The organism is Aeromonas sp. s3, from assembly GCF_040907805.1.
Lineage (GTDB): Bacteria > Pseudomonadota > Gammaproteobacteria > Enterobacterales > Aeromonadaceae > Aeromonas > Aeromonas dhakensis.
Genome location: NZ_JBFOCQ010000006.1, coordinates 733,102 through 752,288 on the forward strand (window position 1 = coordinate 733,102; position 19,187 = coordinate 752,288).

Genomic DNA, 19,187 nt, shown 5'->3' on the forward strand with positions numbered 1-19,187 from the left:
GATTATCATGGGGCCTCGGCGTTATGAGCCCGATTCCTCTGTGCATCGCAGCACAGGGGTCGGCGCCTTTATAAGGGACCCCTATGATCTCTCATCGAAAACTGGAAAGCGTACTCAACCATCTGCTCGAACCCCACGCCATCAAGGATTACTGCCCCAATGGCCTGCAGGTGGAGGGGCGTGAGCGCATTCGCAAGGTGGTGACCGGCGTGACCGCCAGTCAGGCTCTGATCGACGCGGCCGTGGCTGCCGATGCTGACGCCATCCTGGTCCATCACGGCTACTTCTGGAGTGGCGAGCCAGCCCAGATCACCGGCATGAAACAGCGCCGCATCAAGACCCTGCTGACCCACGACATCAACCTGTTTGCCTACCACCTGCCGCTGGACGTGCACCCCGAGGTGGGCAACAACGCCCAGCTGGCCCAGTTGTTGGGCATCAAGGTGCGCCGCGGCCTCGAGCCCTGGAACAGCAAGAGCGTCGCCATGGTGGGCAAGCTGGAAGAGCCCATGAGCGGGTCTGACTTTGCCAAGCTGATTGCCGAGCGGCTCGGCCGTGAGCCGCTCCATTGCGGCGACAGCGGCCCCGAGCTTATCCGCTCGGTGGCCTGGTGCACCGGTGGCGGTCAGAGCTACATCAATCTGGCGGCGGAGCAGGGCATCGATGCCTTCATCTCTGGCGAAGCCTCCGAGCAGACCATCCACACCGCCCGCGAGATGGGCATGCACTTCTACGCTGCCGGTCATCACGCCACCGAGCGTTACGGCGTCAAGGCGCTGGGGGAGTGGCTGGCGACGGTGCATGGGCTGGATGTCACCTTTATCGATATCGACAATCCGGTGTAAACCAGTCCACGATCTTGCTGCGAAACCGTGATCAAGGCTCATGTGCTGCTCGCTTATGTGCAGCAAAGAGTGCTCACGTATGTCCATACGCTCCGGTTCCTGAGCGGCTTGTGACCTTGCTGACGCTTTCTCGCGACAGGTCGTGAACAGCTTTGAATTAATGCAGCTATTGTTCGGGTATGTAGAAATGACAAGGGAGGCCAAAGCCTCCCTTGTTCTATTTTGCATGTTGCGGCTAACCGTTACTCGCTGGCATAACCCGCGGGACCGAGCAGGGCGCCGTCGAGCAGGGCGGCCCCCTCCAGCATCTGCAGCCTGCCTTCACAGAACCACTGCACCACCAGCGGGTAGATGCTGTGCTCCTGCACCTGCACCCGGGCCGCCACCTCCTCGGCCGTGTCCCCTTCGAAGATGGGAACGCGCGCCTGCAGGATCACCGGGCCGCCGTCGAGCTCTTCGGTGACGAAGTGGACGCTGGCGCCGTGTTCGTCGTCACCGGCGTCGATGGCGCGTTGGTGGGTGTGCAGCCCCTGGTACTTGGGCAGCAGGGAGGGGTGGATGTTGACCATCCGCCCGGCAAAGTGCCGCACCAGGTCGGCACTCAGGATCCGCATAAAGCCGGCCAGCACCACCAGGTCGGGCTGATAGTCGTTCATCAGCGCCAGCAGGGCGGCGTCATACTCCTCCCGACTGGCAAACTGCTGCTGGGCGAGGATGGCGGTGGCCACCCCCGCCTCTTTGGCACGTACCAGACCATAGGCATCGGCCTTGTTGCTGATGACGCCGACCACCTCACCGGCAATCTTGCCGTCGGCGCAACTGTCGAGAATGGTCTGCAGGTTGCTGCCGTTGCCGGAGATCAGCACCAGGATGCGTTTCATGGGGGAGGTCATTTGGCTGTTGATCCGGTCATTCATTGAATGATGACCTGCTCCTCACCATCGGCCGCCTTGGCGATATGGCCGATATGCCAGGCGTTCTCACCTTCTGCCTTGAGCAGGGTCAGCGCTTTTTCCAGCTGATCCGCCGGCAGGGCGATGATCATGCCGACGCCGCAGTTGAAGGTGCGGTACATCTCATGGCGGGTGACGTTGCCGGCCTCTTGCAGCCAGCTGAACACCGCCGGCCACTGCCAGCTCTGCTCGTCGATCACCGCCTGGGTGTTGGCGGGCAGCACGCGCGGGATGTTCTCCCAAAAGCCGCCACCTGTGATGTGGGACAGAGCGTGGATCTCGCACTCCTTGATAAGCTTGAGCACGGGTTTCACGTAGATGCGGGTCGGCTCCAGCAGGGCGTTGGCCAGGGTGGTGCCACCCAGCGGCTGCTGCACGTCGGCCTTGGAAACTTCCAGGATCTTGCGCACCAGCGAGAAACCGTTGGAGTGGGGGCCGCTGGCGGCCAGGGCGATCAGGGCATCCCCTTCGCCGACCTTGCTGCCGTCGATGATCTCGCTCTTCTCCACCACGCCGACGCAGAAACCGGCGATGTCGTAATCTTCCCCTTCATACATGCCCGGCATCTCGGCGGTTTCGCCGCCCACCAGGGCGCAGCCGGACTGCTCGCAGCCGGCACCGATGCCGGTGACCACGGCCGCGGCGGTGTCCACATCCAGCTTGCCGGTGGCATAGTAGTCGAGGAAGAAGAGGGGCTCGGCGCCCTGCACGATGAGGTCATTGACGCACATGGCCACCAGATCGATGCCCACGGTGTCGTGCTTCTTAAGGTCGATGGCGAGGCGCAGCTTGGTGCCCACCCCGTCGGTGCCGGAGACCAGCACCGGCTCCTTGTAGCCCGCAGGGATTTGACACAAGGCCCCAAAGCCGCCAAGACCACCAAGGACTTCAGGACGACGAGTGCGCTTTGACACGCCCTTGATACGTTCAACCAGTGCATTGCCGGCATCGATATCCACGCCAGCATCCTTGTAGCTCAGTGAGGTTTTGTCAGTCACGCGTATTCCCCGTCATATAAAGAAGTGGAGGGTAAAATTCGGGGCGTATTCTAACAGTGGCGGTGAAAAACTAGAAAGGAAATCGTTTGCGCGTTTTTGCGCGGAAATGCTCTACAAGCGGTGGCTTTTGTTGTATGATTCCGCGATTTTTTTGCGGCAGTTAGAGGAGATAATAATGAAAGTCGTTGAAGTCAAACACCCCCTGGTCAAGCACAAGATCGGTCTGATGCGTGAAGGCGATATCAGCACCAAGCGTTTCCGTGAACTGGCCAAGGAAGTGGGCAGTTTGTTGACCTACGAAGCGACCTCTGACTTCGAAACCGAGAAGGTTACCATCGATGGCTGGAATGGGCCAGTGGAAGTTGACCAGATCAAGGGCAAGAAGGTCACCGTGGTGCCCATCCTGCGTGCCGGTCTTGGCATGATGGATGGCGTGCTGGAGCACATGCCGAGCGCCCGCGTCAGCGTGGTCGGCATCTACCGCGACGAAGAGACCCTGCAGCCGGTTCCCTACTTCGAGAAGATCGTCAGCAACATCGAAGAGCGTCTGGCGCTGGTCATCGACCCCATGCTGGCCACCGGCGGCTCCATGATCGCCACCATCGACCTGCTCAAGAAGAAGGGCTGCCAGTCCATCAAGGTGCTGGTGCTGGTTGCCGCGCCGGAAGGCATCAAGGCGCTGGAAGCCGCTCACCCGGACGTGGAGCTGTTCTGTGCCTCCATCGACCAGGGCCTGAACGAGAAGGGCTACATTGTCCCGGGTCTGGGCGACGCCGGCGACAAGATCTTCGGCACCAAATAAGCCTCGATCGCCTCATCGCGCGCCAGCAGGCGCGCAAACGGAGCCGGCACCCCGCCGGCTCCGCTGTTTCTCCCGCCCCGGCTTGCTGCCATGCGCGCCTTGCCGCTACCATAAGCACCATCTCCCATTTCGAGACTCCTCTCATGCTCAAACGTGTTGTGACCGCCCTCTGCTGCGGCTTGTCATTCATGGTGTCGGCCGCCCAGGTGACCGATCTCTATCAGGGCAAGGCGCCCACCAGCGGCGACATGGCGGCGGCCCAGTCCCAGGCCCTGGGCGAGGTACTGATCAAGGTGACCGGCAAGCGCGACATCCTGACCCAGCCGGCGGTGGTCAAGGCACTGACGGCCCCCGGCGAGTTCGTGCAGCACTACGGTTATCAGGACGTGGGGCCGGTGAAGTTTCTCAAGGCCGATTTCGATGTGGCCAAGGTCAATGCTCTGGTGGCCGAGAGCAAGTTCGCCCTGCTGGGCCCGGCCCGGCCACAAGTGGCCATCTGGCTGGTGATCAATGAAGGGGAGCGGCGCATTCTGCCGGATCAGTCCAGCGATGGCTGGGCTGCCGCCCTGCGTACCCAGGCCCAGACCATGGGGCTGCCGGTCAGCATTCCGCTGATGGACTTGGACGACAACATGGCGGTCAACGCCACCGACGTCTGGGGCCGCTTTGCCGATCCCATCCTCAAGGCGAGCCAGCGTTACGGTGCCGAGATGGTGGTGCTGGGCAAGCTGACGCCCGATGGCAAGGAGGAGGGCAAGTGGAGCATCGACTGGGGGCTCTACGGCCCCAAAGCGGGTGGTGAGCTGAGCGAACTGACCAAGGGCGAGGGCGCCGGTACCCAGGCCGAGGTAGCGCAGACGTTCGCCGATGCCCTGGCAGGCTGGCTGGTGCAGAACTACGGGGCGCGCATCTCGGGGGTGGCCTCCAGCCAGACACTGGTGGTGGAGGGGTTGTCCGGCATCGACGGCATGATCACGGTGCAGAAGATGCTGCAGGGGATGGCCAGCGTCACCAAGGTGGAGATTGGCAAACTGGAGGGGGACAAGGTGACCTTCAACCTGAGCCTGCAAGGGGACAAGGCCGAGCTCATCCGCGGGCTGCAGCTGGAGAGCCGGCTGCGCCAGCTGGCGGATACCCCGGAGGGGCTGAGCTACCAGTGGTCGCAGCCCTGATCCTGGCCAAGGATCCTGACCATTCGGCCGTGAGGCATGGGCGCTCTCCTGCTAGGGCTTGAGTGCGCCGGCCAAGGAGTAGCCGCTTTCGTTAGCAATGGTCGCAGCCTGGATCCTTTATGAGGATCCACACCGCCCGGCATCGTCCGGGCGGTTCTCTATCCGCCTTTGCGATGATACACTTGCCCGCAAATGTCACAGTCAAAGCCCAACGAGTGAAGCAACCGGCCCAACTGTCTTTAGCCGTACAACTACCGGATGATGAAACCTTCGTCAGTTTTTATCCCGGCAACAATGCTCATCTGATCACCGCCCTCAAAAATGCGGCCATTGGTCAGGGCTCACCTTTCCTCTATTTCTGGGGGGCCAAGGGATCGGGCCGCTCCCACCTGCTGCACGCCACCTGCGCCGAGGTCAATGCCCGCGACGCCGCAGCCGCTTATCTCTCCCTCGATCAGTTCGAACAGCTGGATCCCAGCATGCTCGACGCCCTCGAAAGCCTGCCGCTGGTCTGCCTCGACAGCCTGGAAGCGATCGCCGGCAATGCGCTGTGGGAGCGGGCCCTGTTCGATTTTTACAACCGCTGGCAGGAGAAGGGCGAGGGTACCCTGGTGGTGACCGGTTGCAGCGCGCCGCGCAAACTGGGGCTGCAACTGCCGGATCTCGCCTCGCGGCTGGACTGGGGAGTGAGTTTTCACCTCGACGAGCTGGACGATGAAGGCAAGCTCAGTGCCCTGCAGCTGCGTGCCGAGCTGCGGGGCTTCAAACTGCCCATCGATGTGGGCCGCTTCCTGCTCAACCGTCTCTCGCGCGACATGCGCACCCTGCTCACCACTCTCAATCAGCTCGACAACGCCTCCTTCCGTGCCAAGCGCAAGCTGACCATCCCCTTTGTCAAAGAGATCCTCGAGCTCTGAGCCCTTCGGGTGTACTTGAGCGCGAGCGGCGCCGAGGCAATGAATAAAAAGAAACCCCGGCCAGTGGCCGGGGTTTTGCTATCTCAAGGACTCTCTCAAAGAGTTCTGCCTATCAGTGGAACTGATCTTCTTCGGTCGAGCCGGTCAGCGCGGTCACCGAGGATTGGCCACCCTGAATGACGGTGGTCACCTTGTCGAAGTAACCGGTACCCACTTCCTGCTGGTGTGCCACGAAGGTGTAGCCCCGCTCGGCAGCGGCGAACTCGGGCTGCTGCACCATCTCTACATAGTGCTTCATCCCTTCGCCACGGGCGTACTGGTAGGCCAGCTCGTACATGTGGAACCACATGTTGTGGATGCCCGCCAGGGTGATGAACTGGTACTTGTAACCCATGTCGGACAGCTCCTGCTGGAAGCGGGCGATGGTGGCATCGTCCAGGTTCTTCTTCCAGTTGAAGCTCGGCGAGCAGTTGTAGGCCAGGATGCGATCCGGGAACTGGGCCTTGATCGCTTCGGCAAACTTGCGCGCCTCGTCCAGATCCGGCTTGGCGGTTTCGCACCACACCATGTCGGCGTAGGGGGCGTAGGCCAGACCGCGGGCGATGGCCTGATCGATGCCGGCACGCACCTTGTAGAAACCTTCGGCGGTGCGCTCGCCGGTCAGGAAGTCCGCATCGTAAGGGTCTGCATCCGTGGTCAGCAGATCCGCCGCGTTGGCGTCGGTACGGGCGATCACCAGGGTGCTGGTGCCGCACACGTCGGCCGCCAGACGAGCCGCGACGAGCTTCTGCACCGCTTCCTGGGTCGGAACCAGCACCTTGCCGCCCATATGGCCGCACTTCTTGACGGAGGCGAGCTGATCTTCGAAGTGGACGCCGGCGGCGCCCGCTTCAATCATCCCCTTCATCAGCTCGAAGGCGTTCAGCACGCCGCCGAAGCCGGCTTCCGCATCCGCGACGATGGGCAGGAAGTAGTCGATGAAGCCCTCGTCCTGCGGCCCGACCTTGTTGGCCCACTGGATCTGGTCGGCACGGGCGAAGGAGTTGTTGATGCGCTCCACCACCGACGGTACCGAGTTGGCCGGATAGAGGGACTGATCCGGATACATGGTGGAGGAGAGGTTGTTGTCTGCTGCTACCTGCCAGCCGGAGAGGTAAATCGCCTCGATCCCCGCCTTGGCCTGTTGCACCGCCTGGCCGCCGGTCAGGGCGCCGAGACAGTTGACGTAGCCCTTCTTGGCGCCGCCGTGGATCAGCTCCCACAGCTTGTCGGCGCCACGTTGGGCCAGGGTGTGCTGCGGCTGCAGGCTGCCGCGCAGGTTGACCACGTCCTCGGCGCTGTAGCCGCGCTTGATCCCTTTCCAGCGGGGGTTCTGTGCCCAGTCTTTCTCGATAGCCTGGATCTGTTGCTCACGGGTCAGTGCCATATCAGTTCCCTCTTTCATTGATTTCACGTTTCCATTGACTTGTTATTGGCGAGCCCCTTGCGGAGCCCGTGATTCAGAGCCGCTCGTAACCGGGCAGCGTCAGAAAATCGATCAGGGTATCGGCGCAGGTGATCTCTTCCATCAGGGCGCTCGCCTCGGCGAAACGACCCGACTGCCAGCGGGCTTCGCCCACCTCGCGTTTGACCACCTCCTGCTCCTCGGCCAGCATCTGGCGGAACAGATCCTTGGTCACCACCTGGCCGTTTGACAGGGACTTGCCGTGGCGGATCCATTGCCAGATGGAGGTGCGGGAGATCTCGGCGGTAGCCGCATCTTCCATCAGACCGTAGATGGGCACGCAGCCGTTGCCATTGATCCAGGCCTCCAGATACTGCAGGGCAACCCGGATGTTGGTGCGCATGCCTGCCTCGGTGCGCTCGCCCTCGCAGGGTGCCAGCAGGTCGGCGGCTGTGATGGGGGCATCCTGCTCGCGCAGCACGCCGATCTGGTTCTTGGCGCCGGCCGGGATGGTGGCGTTGAACACGGCCATGGCGGTGTCGGCCAGGCCCGGGTGGGCCACCCAGGTGCCATCGTGACCGTTGTCGGCTTCACGCTGTTTGTCGGCATGTACCTTGGCGAAGACCTGCTCGTTGACGGCGGCATCCTTGGCCGGAATGAAGGCGGCCATGCCGCCCATGGCCAGCGCGCCGCGCTTGTGACAGGTCTTGATCAGCAGCCGCGAGTAGGCGGAGAGGAACGGCTTGTCCATGGTCACCACCTGACGGTCCGGCAGGACGCGATCCGGGTGGTTCTTCAGGGTCTTGATATAGCTGAAGATGTAGTCCCAGCGGCCGCAGTTGAGGGCGACGATGTGATCCTTCATCTGATAGAGCAGCTCGTCCATCTCGAACACCGCCGGCAGGGTTTCGATCAGCACGGTGGCCTTGATGGTGCCGCGGGGCAGGCCAAACTTGTCTTCGGTCCAGGCGAACACCTCGCTCCACCAGCGTCCTTCCAGGTGACTCTGCAGCTTGGGCACGTAGAAGTAGGGGCCGGATCCCTTGGCCAGCAGCGCCTTGTGGTTGTGCAGGAAATAGAGGGCGAAGTCGAACAGGCCGCCGGGAATGGGGGCACCATCAAAGGTGACGTGTTTCTCCGGCAGGTGCAGACCGCGTACCCGGCAGATGAGCAAGGCCGGATCGGCATTGAGGGTATAGGATTTCCCCTCCGGGCTCTGGTAGGCAATGGTGCCATTGACCGCATCGCGCAGGTTGATTTGACCCTCGATCACCTTGTTCCAGGCGGGGGCCAGCGAATCTTCGAAGTCCGCCATGAACACCTTGACGTTGGCGTTGAGGGCGTTGATCACCATCTTGCGCTCGACCGGGCCGGTGATCTCAACACGGCGATCCTGCAGGTCGGCAGGAATGCCGCGTACTGTCCAGTCGCCGGCGCGGATGTGGGCAGTCTCAGGCAGGAAGTCCGGCAGCTCGCCGCCATCGATACGGGCCTGGCGTGCCACACGTTGTTTCAACAATTCGTCCCGTTGGGGAGCAAAGCGTTCCACCAGTTCGGATACCAGGGCCACCGCGTCCGGCGTCAGAATTTGCGCGTAATCGGGATGCATTTCGCCCTGGATGCGCAGACGGGCGCTACAGTGGGTCTGGGCCGGTGCCGACATAGTGTTCACTCCTTTGAGAATTACATTTTGAACTAATTAACTACGACTAAAGTCGATCCCTGTTTTTTCAATCTTCCCGTAACAACGGGATAACACGATTCATAAGGTGCGAAATATTGCTCTATTCGTCAACAGCTTTTTTAAAACGCCCGTTTTGGTCATGATGTTAACTATATGTTTTAAATGGATTTGTTTGATTAGCGCAAAAACTCTATGCAGATGGTTATGCTCTTGTTTTCCACCCCTTCGCGGTGGCCCCATATCGGGGGGAGAACAGTCGATGGGATGTAACTTATTACGTAATAAAATTACAAATGCAAAAACAAATCCCGACCTCACTCCAAGCTTTTAAAAAACGTGCGTATGAAATGCGTTTGAGTAACCCAGCAAGCGCTTGGTGCCCTCTGGCATTGGGTGAAGAACGGTTGTTTAAAACTTAAATTGCTCAGTGGGGCCGAATGGGATCCGGTGGCAGCAGAGTGAGAAAGTGATGGGCAATAACGTAGGTTTGTATCACCTCGGGGGATGGCGTGTGCAGGTGAGGGGAGGGATGCTGGTAGCAGATATGACTGCAGCTATTTCGTTACGCAGGATATTGTTGTTATTTATATCAGCGGGCCATCCTGGCCCTCAAAGGAGGTATCAAGGGGAGATGATCCCGAGTGTCGCGACCCTGATCTCCCGTGACAGGAAGGGTTGACGCCAGGGTTGACGGTTCAGTAGTCATCGTCCGGCGCCGCCAGATCGACGATGTCGAGCCGTACGACGGGGCCATGCTCGGCCACATACTGGTTGGCACCGGTTTCGGTGGCCGGCTGGGGCAGGGGAGAGTGTTCGGGTTGTGTTTCAACTGCTTGCGTCATGGGTGCTTGCCTCACTGGATTGCAAGCCGGTTGGTGATTCCATCACCCGGGTTTCCACCTCCCTGTACGAATTGCCGGCGGAAAAGTCGCGTATCCTAGCGATACTCTCGAAAGGTTTCAAGCGGTTCTGAATAAAATCCGTACCGCAACTGACTGGTGACTCTTTGAAGGAGAGGGCGTGACACGAGAGGCTAACGGCGAGCGGCGGGTTGAAGATCGGGATGACGGACAAAAAAATAGCCCAGTCGCTGGACTGGGCTATTTTCGGGGAATGATGGTCGGCGTGAGAGGATTTGAACCTCCGACCCCTGACACCCCATGACAGTGCGCTACCTGGCTGCGCTACACGCCGACAAGGTCAGTCTGTGCTGACGGGGAGGAAGTCTAATGTTCCGCACCTTTGGACGCAACTCCTTTTTTATCATAGAGATGCTGACTGCTTCTTTATTGCTCAGCACAGATGGAACTTGGGGGCGCCAGCGGGATTTGGCATAATCGCCGCCCCGCCGCGGGCATGGATGGCGGGACCCCTGCCACAGAGATCGGCGGCACGGGGCCGTGATACCGTCTTTCGCCGACAGCATGATCTGTCGTCATCAACCAGTCAGAGAGGAGCAGGGCGTGAAACCATCGGACGTTGCAGCACAGGCGAGCCAGCACGAGCAGGATGAACGTTGGATGCGCCATGCCATGGCGCTGGCCGCCAGGGCCGAGGGGATCGGCGAGATCCCGGTGGGCGCCGTGCTGGTGCTGGGGGATGAGATCGTCGCAGAGGGTTGGAACCGCTCCATCAGCGAACACGACGCCTGCGCCCATGCCGAGGTGATGGCGCTCCGGGCTGCTGGCGAACGGCTGCAAAACTACCGTCTGCTCGACACCACCCTCTATGTGACCCTGGAGCCCTGCTGCATGTGTGCCGGTGCCCTGATCCACAGCCGGGTCAAGCGGGTGGTCTATGGCGCGCGGGATTTGAAGACCGGCGCGGCCGGTTCAGTGTTCGAGATCCTGCAGGACCCGCGTCACAATCACAGGGTCGAGCTGACCGGCGGCGTGCTGGCAGAGGCCTGCTCGGCCCAGCTGTCAGATTTCTTCAAGCGTCGCCGCGCCGAGAAAAAAGCCGCCAGATTGGCATTGCAACAAACCCCGGCCGCCGACGATTGAGGCGCATTGGCGCAAGCGGCACGCTCCAGCGGCGCTTGCGCTGCATTTTTAACTTTATAAAACAGTCGTTTGCCATCTTCTTCATGGCATCTTTGATGCCGCTTTCTTGCCTGCAAATAAGCCCCGTTCACGGGACCTTCATGTAACAAAACTGTCATGCAACCGCCATATAATGCCGCCAAGCCTAGCTCACATTGAGGTTTTGCATGTCATCGGAATCGTTGCACCTGGTTATGGCGGGGAGCAGAAAGCGCCGTATCAAGGATAAGTTGGCCAAGTACGGGGTGACCACGGGCGGAGCCCTGGTACTGGTCGCCCTGTTGCTTATTTTCTTCTATCTGCTCTATGTGGTGAAACCCATCTTCAATGGCGCCTCCATGGAGCCGACCGCATCGTTTACCCTGCCCATTCAGGGCAAAACTGCCTGGATCGGAGTGGAGGAGCAGAACGAGATCGGCTATCGCTTCAGCGACCAGGGCCAGGTCAACTTCTTTGCCGTCCAGAATGATGGCAAGGTCAAGGTGGGCCAGTCGCTCGGTCAGGCACAGGTAAAGGGTGACATCACCGCCGTCGCGCCGCCGTCGCCGGGCCAGAAGCTGATGGCTTACGGTTTTGCCGACGGCAAGGCCCAGGTGGTGCAGCCCGCTTTCAAGGTCTCCTATCCCAACGACGTGCGGGTCATCGCACCCAGTCTGCAGTACCCCTTCGGCGAAGAGCCGGTCGTGGTGGACCCTGCGGGCAAGGCGCTGTCGCTGATGGTATTTGAAGCCACCAAGGACAAGATGGCCACCGCGGCCGTGACCGCCGATGGTCGCGGCGTCATGATGGTGATGAGCGGTGAGGAGAACTTCCTCTCCGGCGAAGTCGAGTGGAGCGCCCAGAACTACAGCATCCCCTCCCTGCCGCGCCACGTGGATCAGATGTTGCTGACCCCCAACCTGCGCATCCTGTTCGTGCGCGAGGGCAATCGCCTCTCGGTCTACGACATTCACAACCTGAACGACATCTCCCTGCGCAACGTGCTGGAGATCAACGCCCCCGATGCCAACGTGACCCGGGTCGAGCTGCTCTCCGGCGCCTCCTCCCTGCTGGTGGGCAACGACAATGGCGTCATCTCCCAGTGGTTCGAAGTGGCCCGGGATGGCAAGCGCCAGTTCACCCAGATCCGCGACTTCAAGGGCGATGGTGCCGTGGCGCAGCTGACCCCCGAACATTTTCGCAAGGGCTTCATCAGTGCCGACAAGAGCGGCACCATCAGCTTCTTCCACGCCACCGGCGAAACCAAGCTGCTGAGCGAGAAGGTGGAGGGCGGCGCCCTGTCGGCGCTGGCCATCTCACCCCGTCACAACGTGCTGCTGATGCAGCAGGGGGACGCCTTCAAGCTGTTTGCGGTGGAAAACGAACACCCCGAGGTGACCTGGTCGGCGCTCTGGCAACAGGTGTGGTATGAAGGCTACCCCGAACCACAGTACGTGTGGCAGTCCACCTCCGCCAGCAACGACTTCGAAGCCAAGCTGAGCCTGGTGCCGCTGGTGTTCGGTACCCTCAAGGCTTCCTTCTATGCCATGGTGTTTGCGGTGCCGCTCGGTGTCGCCGGCGCCATCTACACCGCCTACTTCATGTCGGCGGGGCTGCGCAAATACGTCAAGCCGACGGTGGAGATCATGGCGGCCCTGCCGACCGTTATCCTCGGCTTCCTGGCGGGTCTGTGGCTCGCCCCCATCATCGAGGGGGCGCTGCCCGGCGTGGTGCTGCTGCTGATCTTGCTGCCGATGGGGATGCTGTTGACCGCCCTGGTTTGGAACTACCTGCCGGAGCGCGGCAAATCCTGGTTGCCGGAGGGGTGGCACGCCATCCTGCTGATCCCGGTGCTGCTGCTGATTGGCTGGGGCGCCTTCGCGGTGAGCCCGCTCATCGAGAACGCCTTCATGCACGGTGACTCGCGCATCTGGCTGACCCACGACATGGGCATCAAGTTTGACCAGCGCAACTCCCTGGTGGTCGGCATCGCCATGGGCTTTGCGGTCATTCCCACCATCTTCTCCATCGCCGAAGACGCCGTCTTCTCGGTGCCCAAGCACCTCACCCAGGGCTCCCTGGCCCTCGGTGCCACACCGTGGCAGACCCTGAGCCGGGTGGTGATCCTCACCGCCAGCCCGGGCATCTTCTCGGCGGTGATGATGGGCCTTGGCCGCGCCGTGGGCGAGACCATGATAGTGCTGATGGCCACCGGCAATACCCCCATCATGGACTTCTCCATGTTCCAGGGGCTGCGCACCCTGGCCGCCAACATCGCGGTGGAGATGCCGGAATCGGAAGTGGGCAGCTCTCACTATCGGGTACTGTTCCTCGCCGCCTTCGTGCTGTTCGTGTTCACCTTCTTGTTCAATACCCTGGCCGAGTTCATCCGTCAGCGGTTGCGTGAAAAATACAGCTCCCTGTGATGGGCTGCTCTGTAAGGATCGAGGAATCGACAATGGGTAAGTGGTTTAAATCGGGGGCCCCCTGGATCTGGATGACCGGCGGCGCCGTCAGCCTGAGTCTGGTAGCGGTACTGGGTCTGCTGCTGCTGATCGGCTGGCGTGGTCTGGTCTACTTCTGGCCCCACCCCATCTATGAGTGGCAACTGGAAGACGCCCAAGGCAACAAGAGCGTGCTGATCGGCGAAATCAACGACCGCGAGCTGGTGCCGGTCGAGCGGTTGCGGGCCGCCGGCCTGCCGCTGGCAGGGGAGGAGCGCGAGCTGCTGACCCGCTATCTGGTCAAGACCGGCAACCGCGAGTTCGTCGACCTGGACTTCCGCTGGGTGCTGGAGACCGACATCAAGTCCCAGAGCCTGCCGGCGGAGCTGGCCATGGTGGAGCGTGCCACCAACGGCAACTTCTACGGCTATATCGTCGCGGTGAAAGAGGATGGCCGCGAGCTCACCTCGGATCTGCATCCTGCCCTGCAGCGGGTGCTGGCGCGGGCCAACGGCCTCTCCGAACAGGCCGACGATCTGCAAAAAGGGGACATCGGCAGCATCAACTATCAACTGGAGCGGCTGCGCCTGAAAGAGCGCAAGGCCGAGCTGGACGACAAGCTGACCGATCAGCTTAAAGCTGAGCTGGCGAGCGAGCGTCAGGCCCTCAACGATCGTTATCAGGTGCTGGAGAAGGAGCTCTTCTCCCTGCGTGCCCAGGCAGACAGAGACAGCATCACGGTCAAGGACATGCGTGGCGAGCTAGTGACCATGCCCATGTCCAAGGTGCTGGACGTGGTGTGGCCCAACGACATGAGCCTGCCGGCCAAGGTGGGTTACTGGTTCCACCAGATCGGCAAGTTCGTCTCCGACGATCCGCGCGAGGCCAACACCGAGGGCGGGGTGTTCCCGGCCATCTTCGGCACCGTCTTCATGGTGTTCCTGATGGCGATCATCGTGACTCCGCTGGGGGTCATCGCAGCGGTCTACCTGCACGAGTACGCGGGCAAGAACAGCCTGACCAAGATCATCCGCATCGCGGTGATCAACCTGGCGGGCGTGCCCTCCATCGTGTACGGCGTGTTCGGTCTGGGCTTCTTCGTCTACACCCTCGGTGGTTCGCTGGACCAGCTGTTCTATCCGGAAGCGCTGCCGAGCCCGACCTTCGGCTCCCCTGGCGTCATCTGGTCTGCGCTGACCCTGGCCATCCTGACCCTGCCGGTGGTGATCGTCTCCACCGAAGAGGGGCTGGCCCGGATCCCGAGCACCATCCGCCAGGGGTCCCTCGCGCTGGGGGCCACCCAGGCCGAGACCCTGTGGCGCATCGTGCTGCCCATGGCAAGCCCGGCCATCATGACCGGCCTCATCCTGGCCATCGCCCGCGCGGCCGGTGAGGTGGCGCCGCTGATGCTGGTGGGGGTGGTGAAACTGGCGCCGACCCTGCCGATGGACGGCAACTTCCCGTACCTGCACGTGGAGCGCAAGTTCATGCACCTGGGCTTCCACATCTATGACGTCGGCTTCCAGAGCCCCAACGTCGAGGCGGCGCGCCCGCTGGTCTACGCCACCTCCTTCCTGCTGGTGACGGTGATCGTCGGCCTCAACCTGACGGCCATCGGTATCCGCAACCACCTGCGTGAGAAGTTCCGCTCTTTGGAACATTGATGACGATGAGCCTGATGGGCATCCGCAACCATTTGCGTGAGAAATTCCGGTCGCTGGAACATTGATAGACCAGCACCACAGAGACGGGCAGGGAACGGGGTTCCCTGCCAGCCAAGCGTTCCGGCCGCGGGCAATGAGAGTGCCCGCCGCCACCGACAGATTTTGAGGTAACAGATGATCAACGTAACGACCGCAGCGACCCAGCATACCGCGACCGACCTGCTCAACCTGAGCCCGGAGCAGACCGCGCTGGAGGTGAAGGATCTCAACCTGTACTACGGCAACAAGCAGGCGCTGTTCAACGTCAACATGAAGATCCCCAAGGGCCAGGTCACCGCCTTTATCGGCCCCTCCGGCTGCGGCAAGTCCACCCTGCTGCGCTGCATCAACCGGATGAACGACCTGGTGGAGATCTGCCGCATCGAGGGCGAAATTCAGCTGCATGGCCACAACATCTATGACAAGAGCGTCGATGTCTCCGCCCTGCGCCGTCAGGTGGGCATGGTGTTCCAGCGCCCGAACCCCTTCCCCAAGTCCATCTACGAGAACGTGGTCTATGGCCTGCGCCTGCAGGGCATCAACGACAGACGCACTCTGGACGAGGCGGCCGAGCGCTCCCTGCGCGGCGCGGCCCTGTGGGACGAGGTGAAGGATCGCCTGCACGACAACGCCTTCGGCCTCTCCGGTGGTCAGCAGCAGCGTCTGGTGATTGCCCGCGCCATCGCCATCGAGCCGGAAGTGTTGCTGCTCGATGAACCCACCTCGGCGCTCGACCCCATCTCCACCCTCACCATCGAGGAGCTGATCAACGAGCTCAAGAGCCAGTTCACCGTGGTGATCGTGACCCACAACATGCAACAGGCGGCGCGGGTCTCGGATCAGACCGCCTTCATGTACATGGGCGAGCTCATCGAGTACTCGGACACCAACACCATCTTCACCACCCCGGCCAAGAAGAAGACCGAAGACTACATCACCGGTCGTTACGGCTAAGGGATGCTGGCGATAGAGATGAGCAAGATGAGCATCAACAAACAGATTACCGGTCAGTTCAACGACTAAGGCGTGTTGGTGCAACAAGGGTTATGGGGATGAGCAAGATGAGCATCAACAAACAGATTACCCGTCAGTTCAACGACTAAGGCATACTCGGAGCATCAAGGATTATTGGTATGGACAATATGAACCTCAACAAACACATCTCCGGTCAGTTCAATGCCGAGCTCGAGAGCGTGCGCAACCAGGTGCTGGTGATGGGCGGGCTGGTGGAGCAGCAGCTGACCGACGCCATCGCGGCGATCCACGATCAGGATCTGGACGCGGCCCGCAAGATCGTGGCCAACGACCATAACGTCAACGCCATGGAAGTGGCGATCGACGAGGAGTGCACCCGTATCATCGCCAAGCGCCAGCCCACCGCCTCCGACCTGCGGCTGGTGATGGCCATCATCAAGACCATCACCGATCTCGAGCGCATCGGCGACGTGGCGGACAAGATTGCTCGGATGCTGACCGACAACGCCAACAAGCCGCAGCCGCCGCTGGTGTCGCTGGAGAACATGGGCCGACGCACCATCAAGATGCTGCACGACGTGCTGGACGCCTTCGCCCGCATGGATCTCGATGCTGCACTGGCGGTCTACAAGGAAGATGACAAGGTGGACCGGGAGTACGAGTCCATCATTCGCGAGCTGATGACCTACATGATGGAAGATCCGCGCACCATACCGCAGGTGCTCAACGTGCTGTGGGCGGCGCGAGCCATCGAGCGGGTCGGCGATCGTTGCCAGCACATCTGCGAATACATCGTCTACTACGTGAAAGGCAAGGACGTGCGCCACACCAAGGCAGACGACCTGGGCACCCTGCTGGGGAAAGGGTGAGTCTGAAATGAATAAAAAGGCGCTTTGAGCGCCTTTTTTGTTGCCTTTTCAGTCAGTGCAAGATATCGCCACCCGACTGGCGCTTTTCTGCTAGAATATGCCCCCTGTGTGAGTCCCGGATCGACTCACGGTCCGGTCTCCCGGACCCAGTTTGCCGTCTTGTGCTAAGGCGGGTGTAGCAATAGGTTAATCATGAGTTTTGCCGATAGTTTATTTTTCCTGATGCTGCTGGTTGCCGGCAGCGTGTTCTTCTCTCTCTCCGAGATATCCCTCGCCGCCTCCCGCAAGATCAAGTTGCAGGTGATGGCCGATGAGGGCAACCGCCATGCCGAAAAGGTACTGGCACTGCAGGCCCAGCCGGGCAACTTCTTCACCGTGGTGCAGATCGGGCTCAATACCGTCGCCATCCTGGGCGGTATCCTGGGCGAATCCGCCCTGAACCCGGCCATCAAGGAGCTGGTCTCCGAGTTCTATCAGGGGCCCTGGCTGAGTGAAATCAGCTCGGCGACCTCTTTCGTGTTCGTCACCGGCATGTTCATTCTCATCGCCGATCTGATGCCCAAGCGCCTCGCCATGACCATGCCGGAGCGGATCGCCGTGGTGGTGGTGCGTCCCATGCTGCTGTGCGTCACCCTGCTGATGCCGCTGGTGTGGCTGTTCAACGGCATGGCCAACGGCCTGTTCCGCCTGCTGCGCATCTCCATGGTGCGCAACGACGAGATCACCTCCGACGACATCTATGCGGTGATGGATGCGGGGGCTGAGGCTGGCGTCATCCAGCGCGAGGAGCATCAGCTCATCGAGAACGTGTTCGAGCTGCAGTCCCTCGGTGTCACCTCGGCCATGACGGCGCGCGAGAGCCTCATCTACTTCACCCTGCAAGAGGGCGAGGAGAGCATCAAAGCCAAGATTGCCGAACACCCCCACAACAAGTTCCTGGTGTGTGACCACAACCTCGACAGCATCAAAGGCTTCGTCGACTCCAAGGAGCTGCTGATCCGGGTCATCAGCGGCCAGAGCATCGATCTCAACAGCGGCTCCCTGGTGCAGAACGTCATCATCATCCCCGACACCCTGAACCTCTATGAGGCGATGGAGTACTTCAAGAACCATCGCGGCGACTTTGCGGTGGTGATGAACGAGTACGCGCTGGTGGTGGGTATCGTCACCATGAACGACCTGATGAGTACCGTCATGGGCGAGTGGGCCACCCACGTGGTGGAAGAGCAAATCGTGCAGCGGGATGAGAACTCCTGGCTGGTGGACGGGGTGACCCCCATCTCCGACGTGATGCGTGCCTTCGACATTGAGGAGTTCCCGGAAAACCAGAATTATGAAACCATCGCCGGCTTCATCATGTACATGCTGCGCAAGATCCCCAAGCGAACCGACTCGGTCAAATACGCCGGTTACAAGTTTGAAGTGGTGGACATCGACAGCTACAAGATTGACCAGCTGCTGGTCACCCGGGTAGAGGCCACGCCGGCCGACAAGCCCGCTCAGGAATCGTAAAAGGAGCTCGTTAGCAATCATGAAGATGCAGTCTCATTCCCGTGCGCTGGCCTGTGTGGCGCTCGCCCTGGCACTCGGTGCCTGCAGCCAGAGCGCACCGCGCAAGGCCACTCCCGTCGACAAGCCGTCCGCCCCCAAGGCAGCCGTGGTCATGCCGCAGCCGGATCCCGATGCGGTGGTGCAAAGCGCCGTGGCGGAGCCGAGCCCGGTGTTCGACGAGGAGTATCACGGCCCGGATCAAGGGTCGCTCGAGTCGGTAACCGCCCTGTTTGCCCGTGGCTACGTCGAGTCGGCCATGCGCGAGACCATGCTGGCGGCGGTGCACAGCGACTACCCGCTGCTCGGCATGCGAGACGTGCGCCTGACCGATCCGGTGGCCAAGTTCCTCACCTCTGCCCAGGCCCGTACCACGGCCCACGACTACCTCTATGCCGGGGTACAGCGCCGGTTGGGCCGCCCGCTCAGCCCCGCCCAGTGGGAGCAGATCTGGCAGGGGTATCCCCAGCAGGGTCGGGTTTCCGACTGGGTCAAACAGACCAAGCGGGTACTGGCCGGGCGTTGAGCCACCAGTTCATCTGTTGCCACAAGAGGCCACCTTAGGGTGGCCTCTTGCTTTTCTGCCTTCTGCGTTTGTGGTTTTGCGGTGATGCCGGTTGCCGTCGGGCGGGCTTTGCTTTATCTTGATTTGGCCATCTAAACATCTATATGTTTTTATGGCTGATTTGTTCAGGGTGACGATGACGACGGGTTGCCGCGCCGCCGGGACAGGCGCAACGGATAAAGCGTACGGATCCGCACAACAAGACAACAACACAACAAGACAACAACACAACAAACAAGAGACGAGA

At 61.1% G+C, this 19,187-nt stretch carries 16 protein-coding genes and 1 tRNA gene; 11 read left to right on the plus strand and 6 right to left on the minus strand.

What is annotated here, in order from left to right:
- Nucleotides 1–83 precede the first annotated feature (83 nt).
- Complete coding sequence (locus AB5Y98_RS03950; RefSeq protein WP_017786251.1) at nt 84–845, plus strand: Nif3-like dinuclear metal center hexameric protein; 762 nt, start codon at nt 84–86, stop codon at nt 843–845.
- Nucleotides 846–1,087: 242 nt separating this feature from the next.
- Here AB5Y98_RS03950 and purN read toward each other — a convergent pair whose 3' ends face one another.
- On the minus strand, nt 1,088–1,726 hold the full coding sequence (gene purN / locus AB5Y98_RS03955) for a phosphoribosylglycinamide formyltransferase (protein WP_368231376.1): 639 nt from the start codon (nt 1,724–1,726) through the stop codon (nt 1,088–1,090).
- 32 nt (nt 1,727–1,758) lie between these two features.
- A complete protein-coding gene (gene purM / locus AB5Y98_RS03960; RefSeq protein ID WP_368231377.1) occupies nt 1,759–2,796 on the minus strand; it encodes a phosphoribosylformylglycinamidine cyclo-ligase in 1,038 nt (345 codons plus the stop codon).
- Between the two features lie 175 nt (nt 2,797–2,971).
- Here purM and upp point away from each other — a divergent pair, with 175 nt between their 5' ends.
- From upp to hda, 3 genes are all read left to right on the plus strand, one after another.
- On the plus strand, nt 2,972–3,598 hold the full coding sequence (gene upp / locus AB5Y98_RS03965) for a uracil phosphoribosyltransferase (RefSeq protein ID WP_005302745.1): 627 nt from the start codon (nt 2,972–2,974) through the stop codon (nt 3,596–3,598).
- A gap of 143 nt (nt 3,599–3,741) precedes the next feature.
- On the plus strand, nt 3,742–4,770 hold the full coding sequence (locus AB5Y98_RS03970) for a DUF2066 domain-containing protein (protein WP_041217311.1): 1,029 nt from the start codon (nt 3,742–3,744) through the stop codon (nt 4,768–4,770).
- A gap of 215 nt (nt 4,771–4,985) precedes the next feature.
- Nucleotides 4,986–5,687: a DnaA inactivator Hda gene (gene hda, locus AB5Y98_RS03975; protein WP_016351307.1), complete on the plus strand. Its 702-nt coding sequence runs from the start codon at nt 4,986–4,988 to the stop codon at nt 5,685–5,687.
- Between the two features lie 112 nt (nt 5,688–5,799).
- Here the strand turns inward: hda and aceA are convergent, their stop codons facing one another.
- The 4 genes from aceA to AB5Y98_RS03995 form a co-directional block, all read right to left on the minus strand.
- Nucleotides 5,800–7,113 (minus strand): isocitrate lyase, encoded by a 1,314-nt coding sequence (gene aceA / locus AB5Y98_RS03980; RefSeq protein ID WP_005302742.1) that lies wholly within the window; start codon nt 7,111–7,113, stop codon nt 5,800–5,802.
- Nucleotides 7,114–7,186: 73 nt separating this feature from the next.
- Nucleotides 7,187–8,794: a malate synthase A gene (gene aceB / locus AB5Y98_RS03985; protein WP_368231378.1), complete on the minus strand. Its 1,608-nt coding sequence runs from the start codon at nt 8,792–8,794 to the stop codon at nt 7,187–7,189.
- Between the two features lie 716 nt (nt 8,795–9,510).
- A complete protein-coding gene (locus AB5Y98_RS03990) occupies nt 9,511–9,657 on the minus strand; it encodes a hypothetical protein (RefSeq protein WP_005302740.1) in 147 nt (48 codons plus the stop codon).
- Between the two features lie 275 nt (nt 9,658–9,932).
- A tRNA-Pro gene (locus tag AB5Y98_RS03995) sits at nt 9,933–10,009 on the minus strand.
- Between the two features lie 269 nt (nt 10,010–10,278).
- On the opposite strand from AB5Y98_RS03995, the gene tadA reads away from it, so the two are divergent.
- From tadA to AB5Y98_RS04030, 7 genes are all read left to right on the plus strand, one after another.
- Nucleotides 10,279–10,818: a tRNA adenosine(34) deaminase TadA gene (gene tadA, locus AB5Y98_RS04000; protein ID WP_206220377.1), complete on the plus strand. Its 540-nt coding sequence runs from the start codon at nt 10,279–10,281 to the stop codon at nt 10,816–10,818.
- Between the two features lie 206 nt (nt 10,819–11,024).
- Entirely contained in the window at nt 11,025–13,262 is a 2,238-nt protein-coding gene (locus tag AB5Y98_RS04005) for an ABC transporter permease subunit (protein ID WP_201988924.1), read from the plus strand.
- 32 nt (nt 13,263–13,294) lie between these two features.
- Nucleotides 13,295–14,944 (plus strand): phosphate ABC transporter permease PstA, encoded by a 1,650-nt coding sequence (pstA, locus tag AB5Y98_RS04010; protein WP_017782339.1) that lies wholly within the window; start codon nt 13,295–13,297, stop codon nt 14,942–14,944.
- A gap of 174 nt (nt 14,945–15,118) precedes the next feature.
- A complete protein-coding gene (pstB, locus tag AB5Y98_RS04015) occupies nt 15,119–15,937 on the plus strand; it encodes a phosphate ABC transporter ATP-binding protein PstB (protein ID WP_005302736.1) in 819 nt (272 codons plus the stop codon).
- A gap of 179 nt (nt 15,938–16,116) precedes the next feature.
- Nucleotides 16,117–16,827, plus strand: a complete 711-nt coding sequence (gene phoU / locus AB5Y98_RS04020) for a phosphate signaling complex protein PhoU (RefSeq protein ID WP_005302735.1) — start codon at nt 16,117–16,119, stop codon at nt 16,825–16,827.
- A gap of 192 nt (nt 16,828–17,019) precedes the next feature.
- The gene (locus AB5Y98_RS04025; protein WP_010633484.1) at nt 17,020–18,339 is read left to right on the plus strand and encodes a hemolysin family protein; all 1,320 of its coding nucleotides are present in this window, start codon (nt 17,020–17,022) and stop codon (nt 18,337–18,339) included.
- A 19-nt stretch (nt 18,340–18,358) separates the two neighbouring features.
- Nucleotides 18,359–18,901, plus strand: a complete 543-nt coding sequence (locus tag AB5Y98_RS04030; RefSeq protein WP_368231379.1) for a hypothetical protein — start codon at nt 18,359–18,361, stop codon at nt 18,899–18,901.
- The last annotated feature ends 286 nt before the right edge of the window (nt 18,902–19,187 follow it).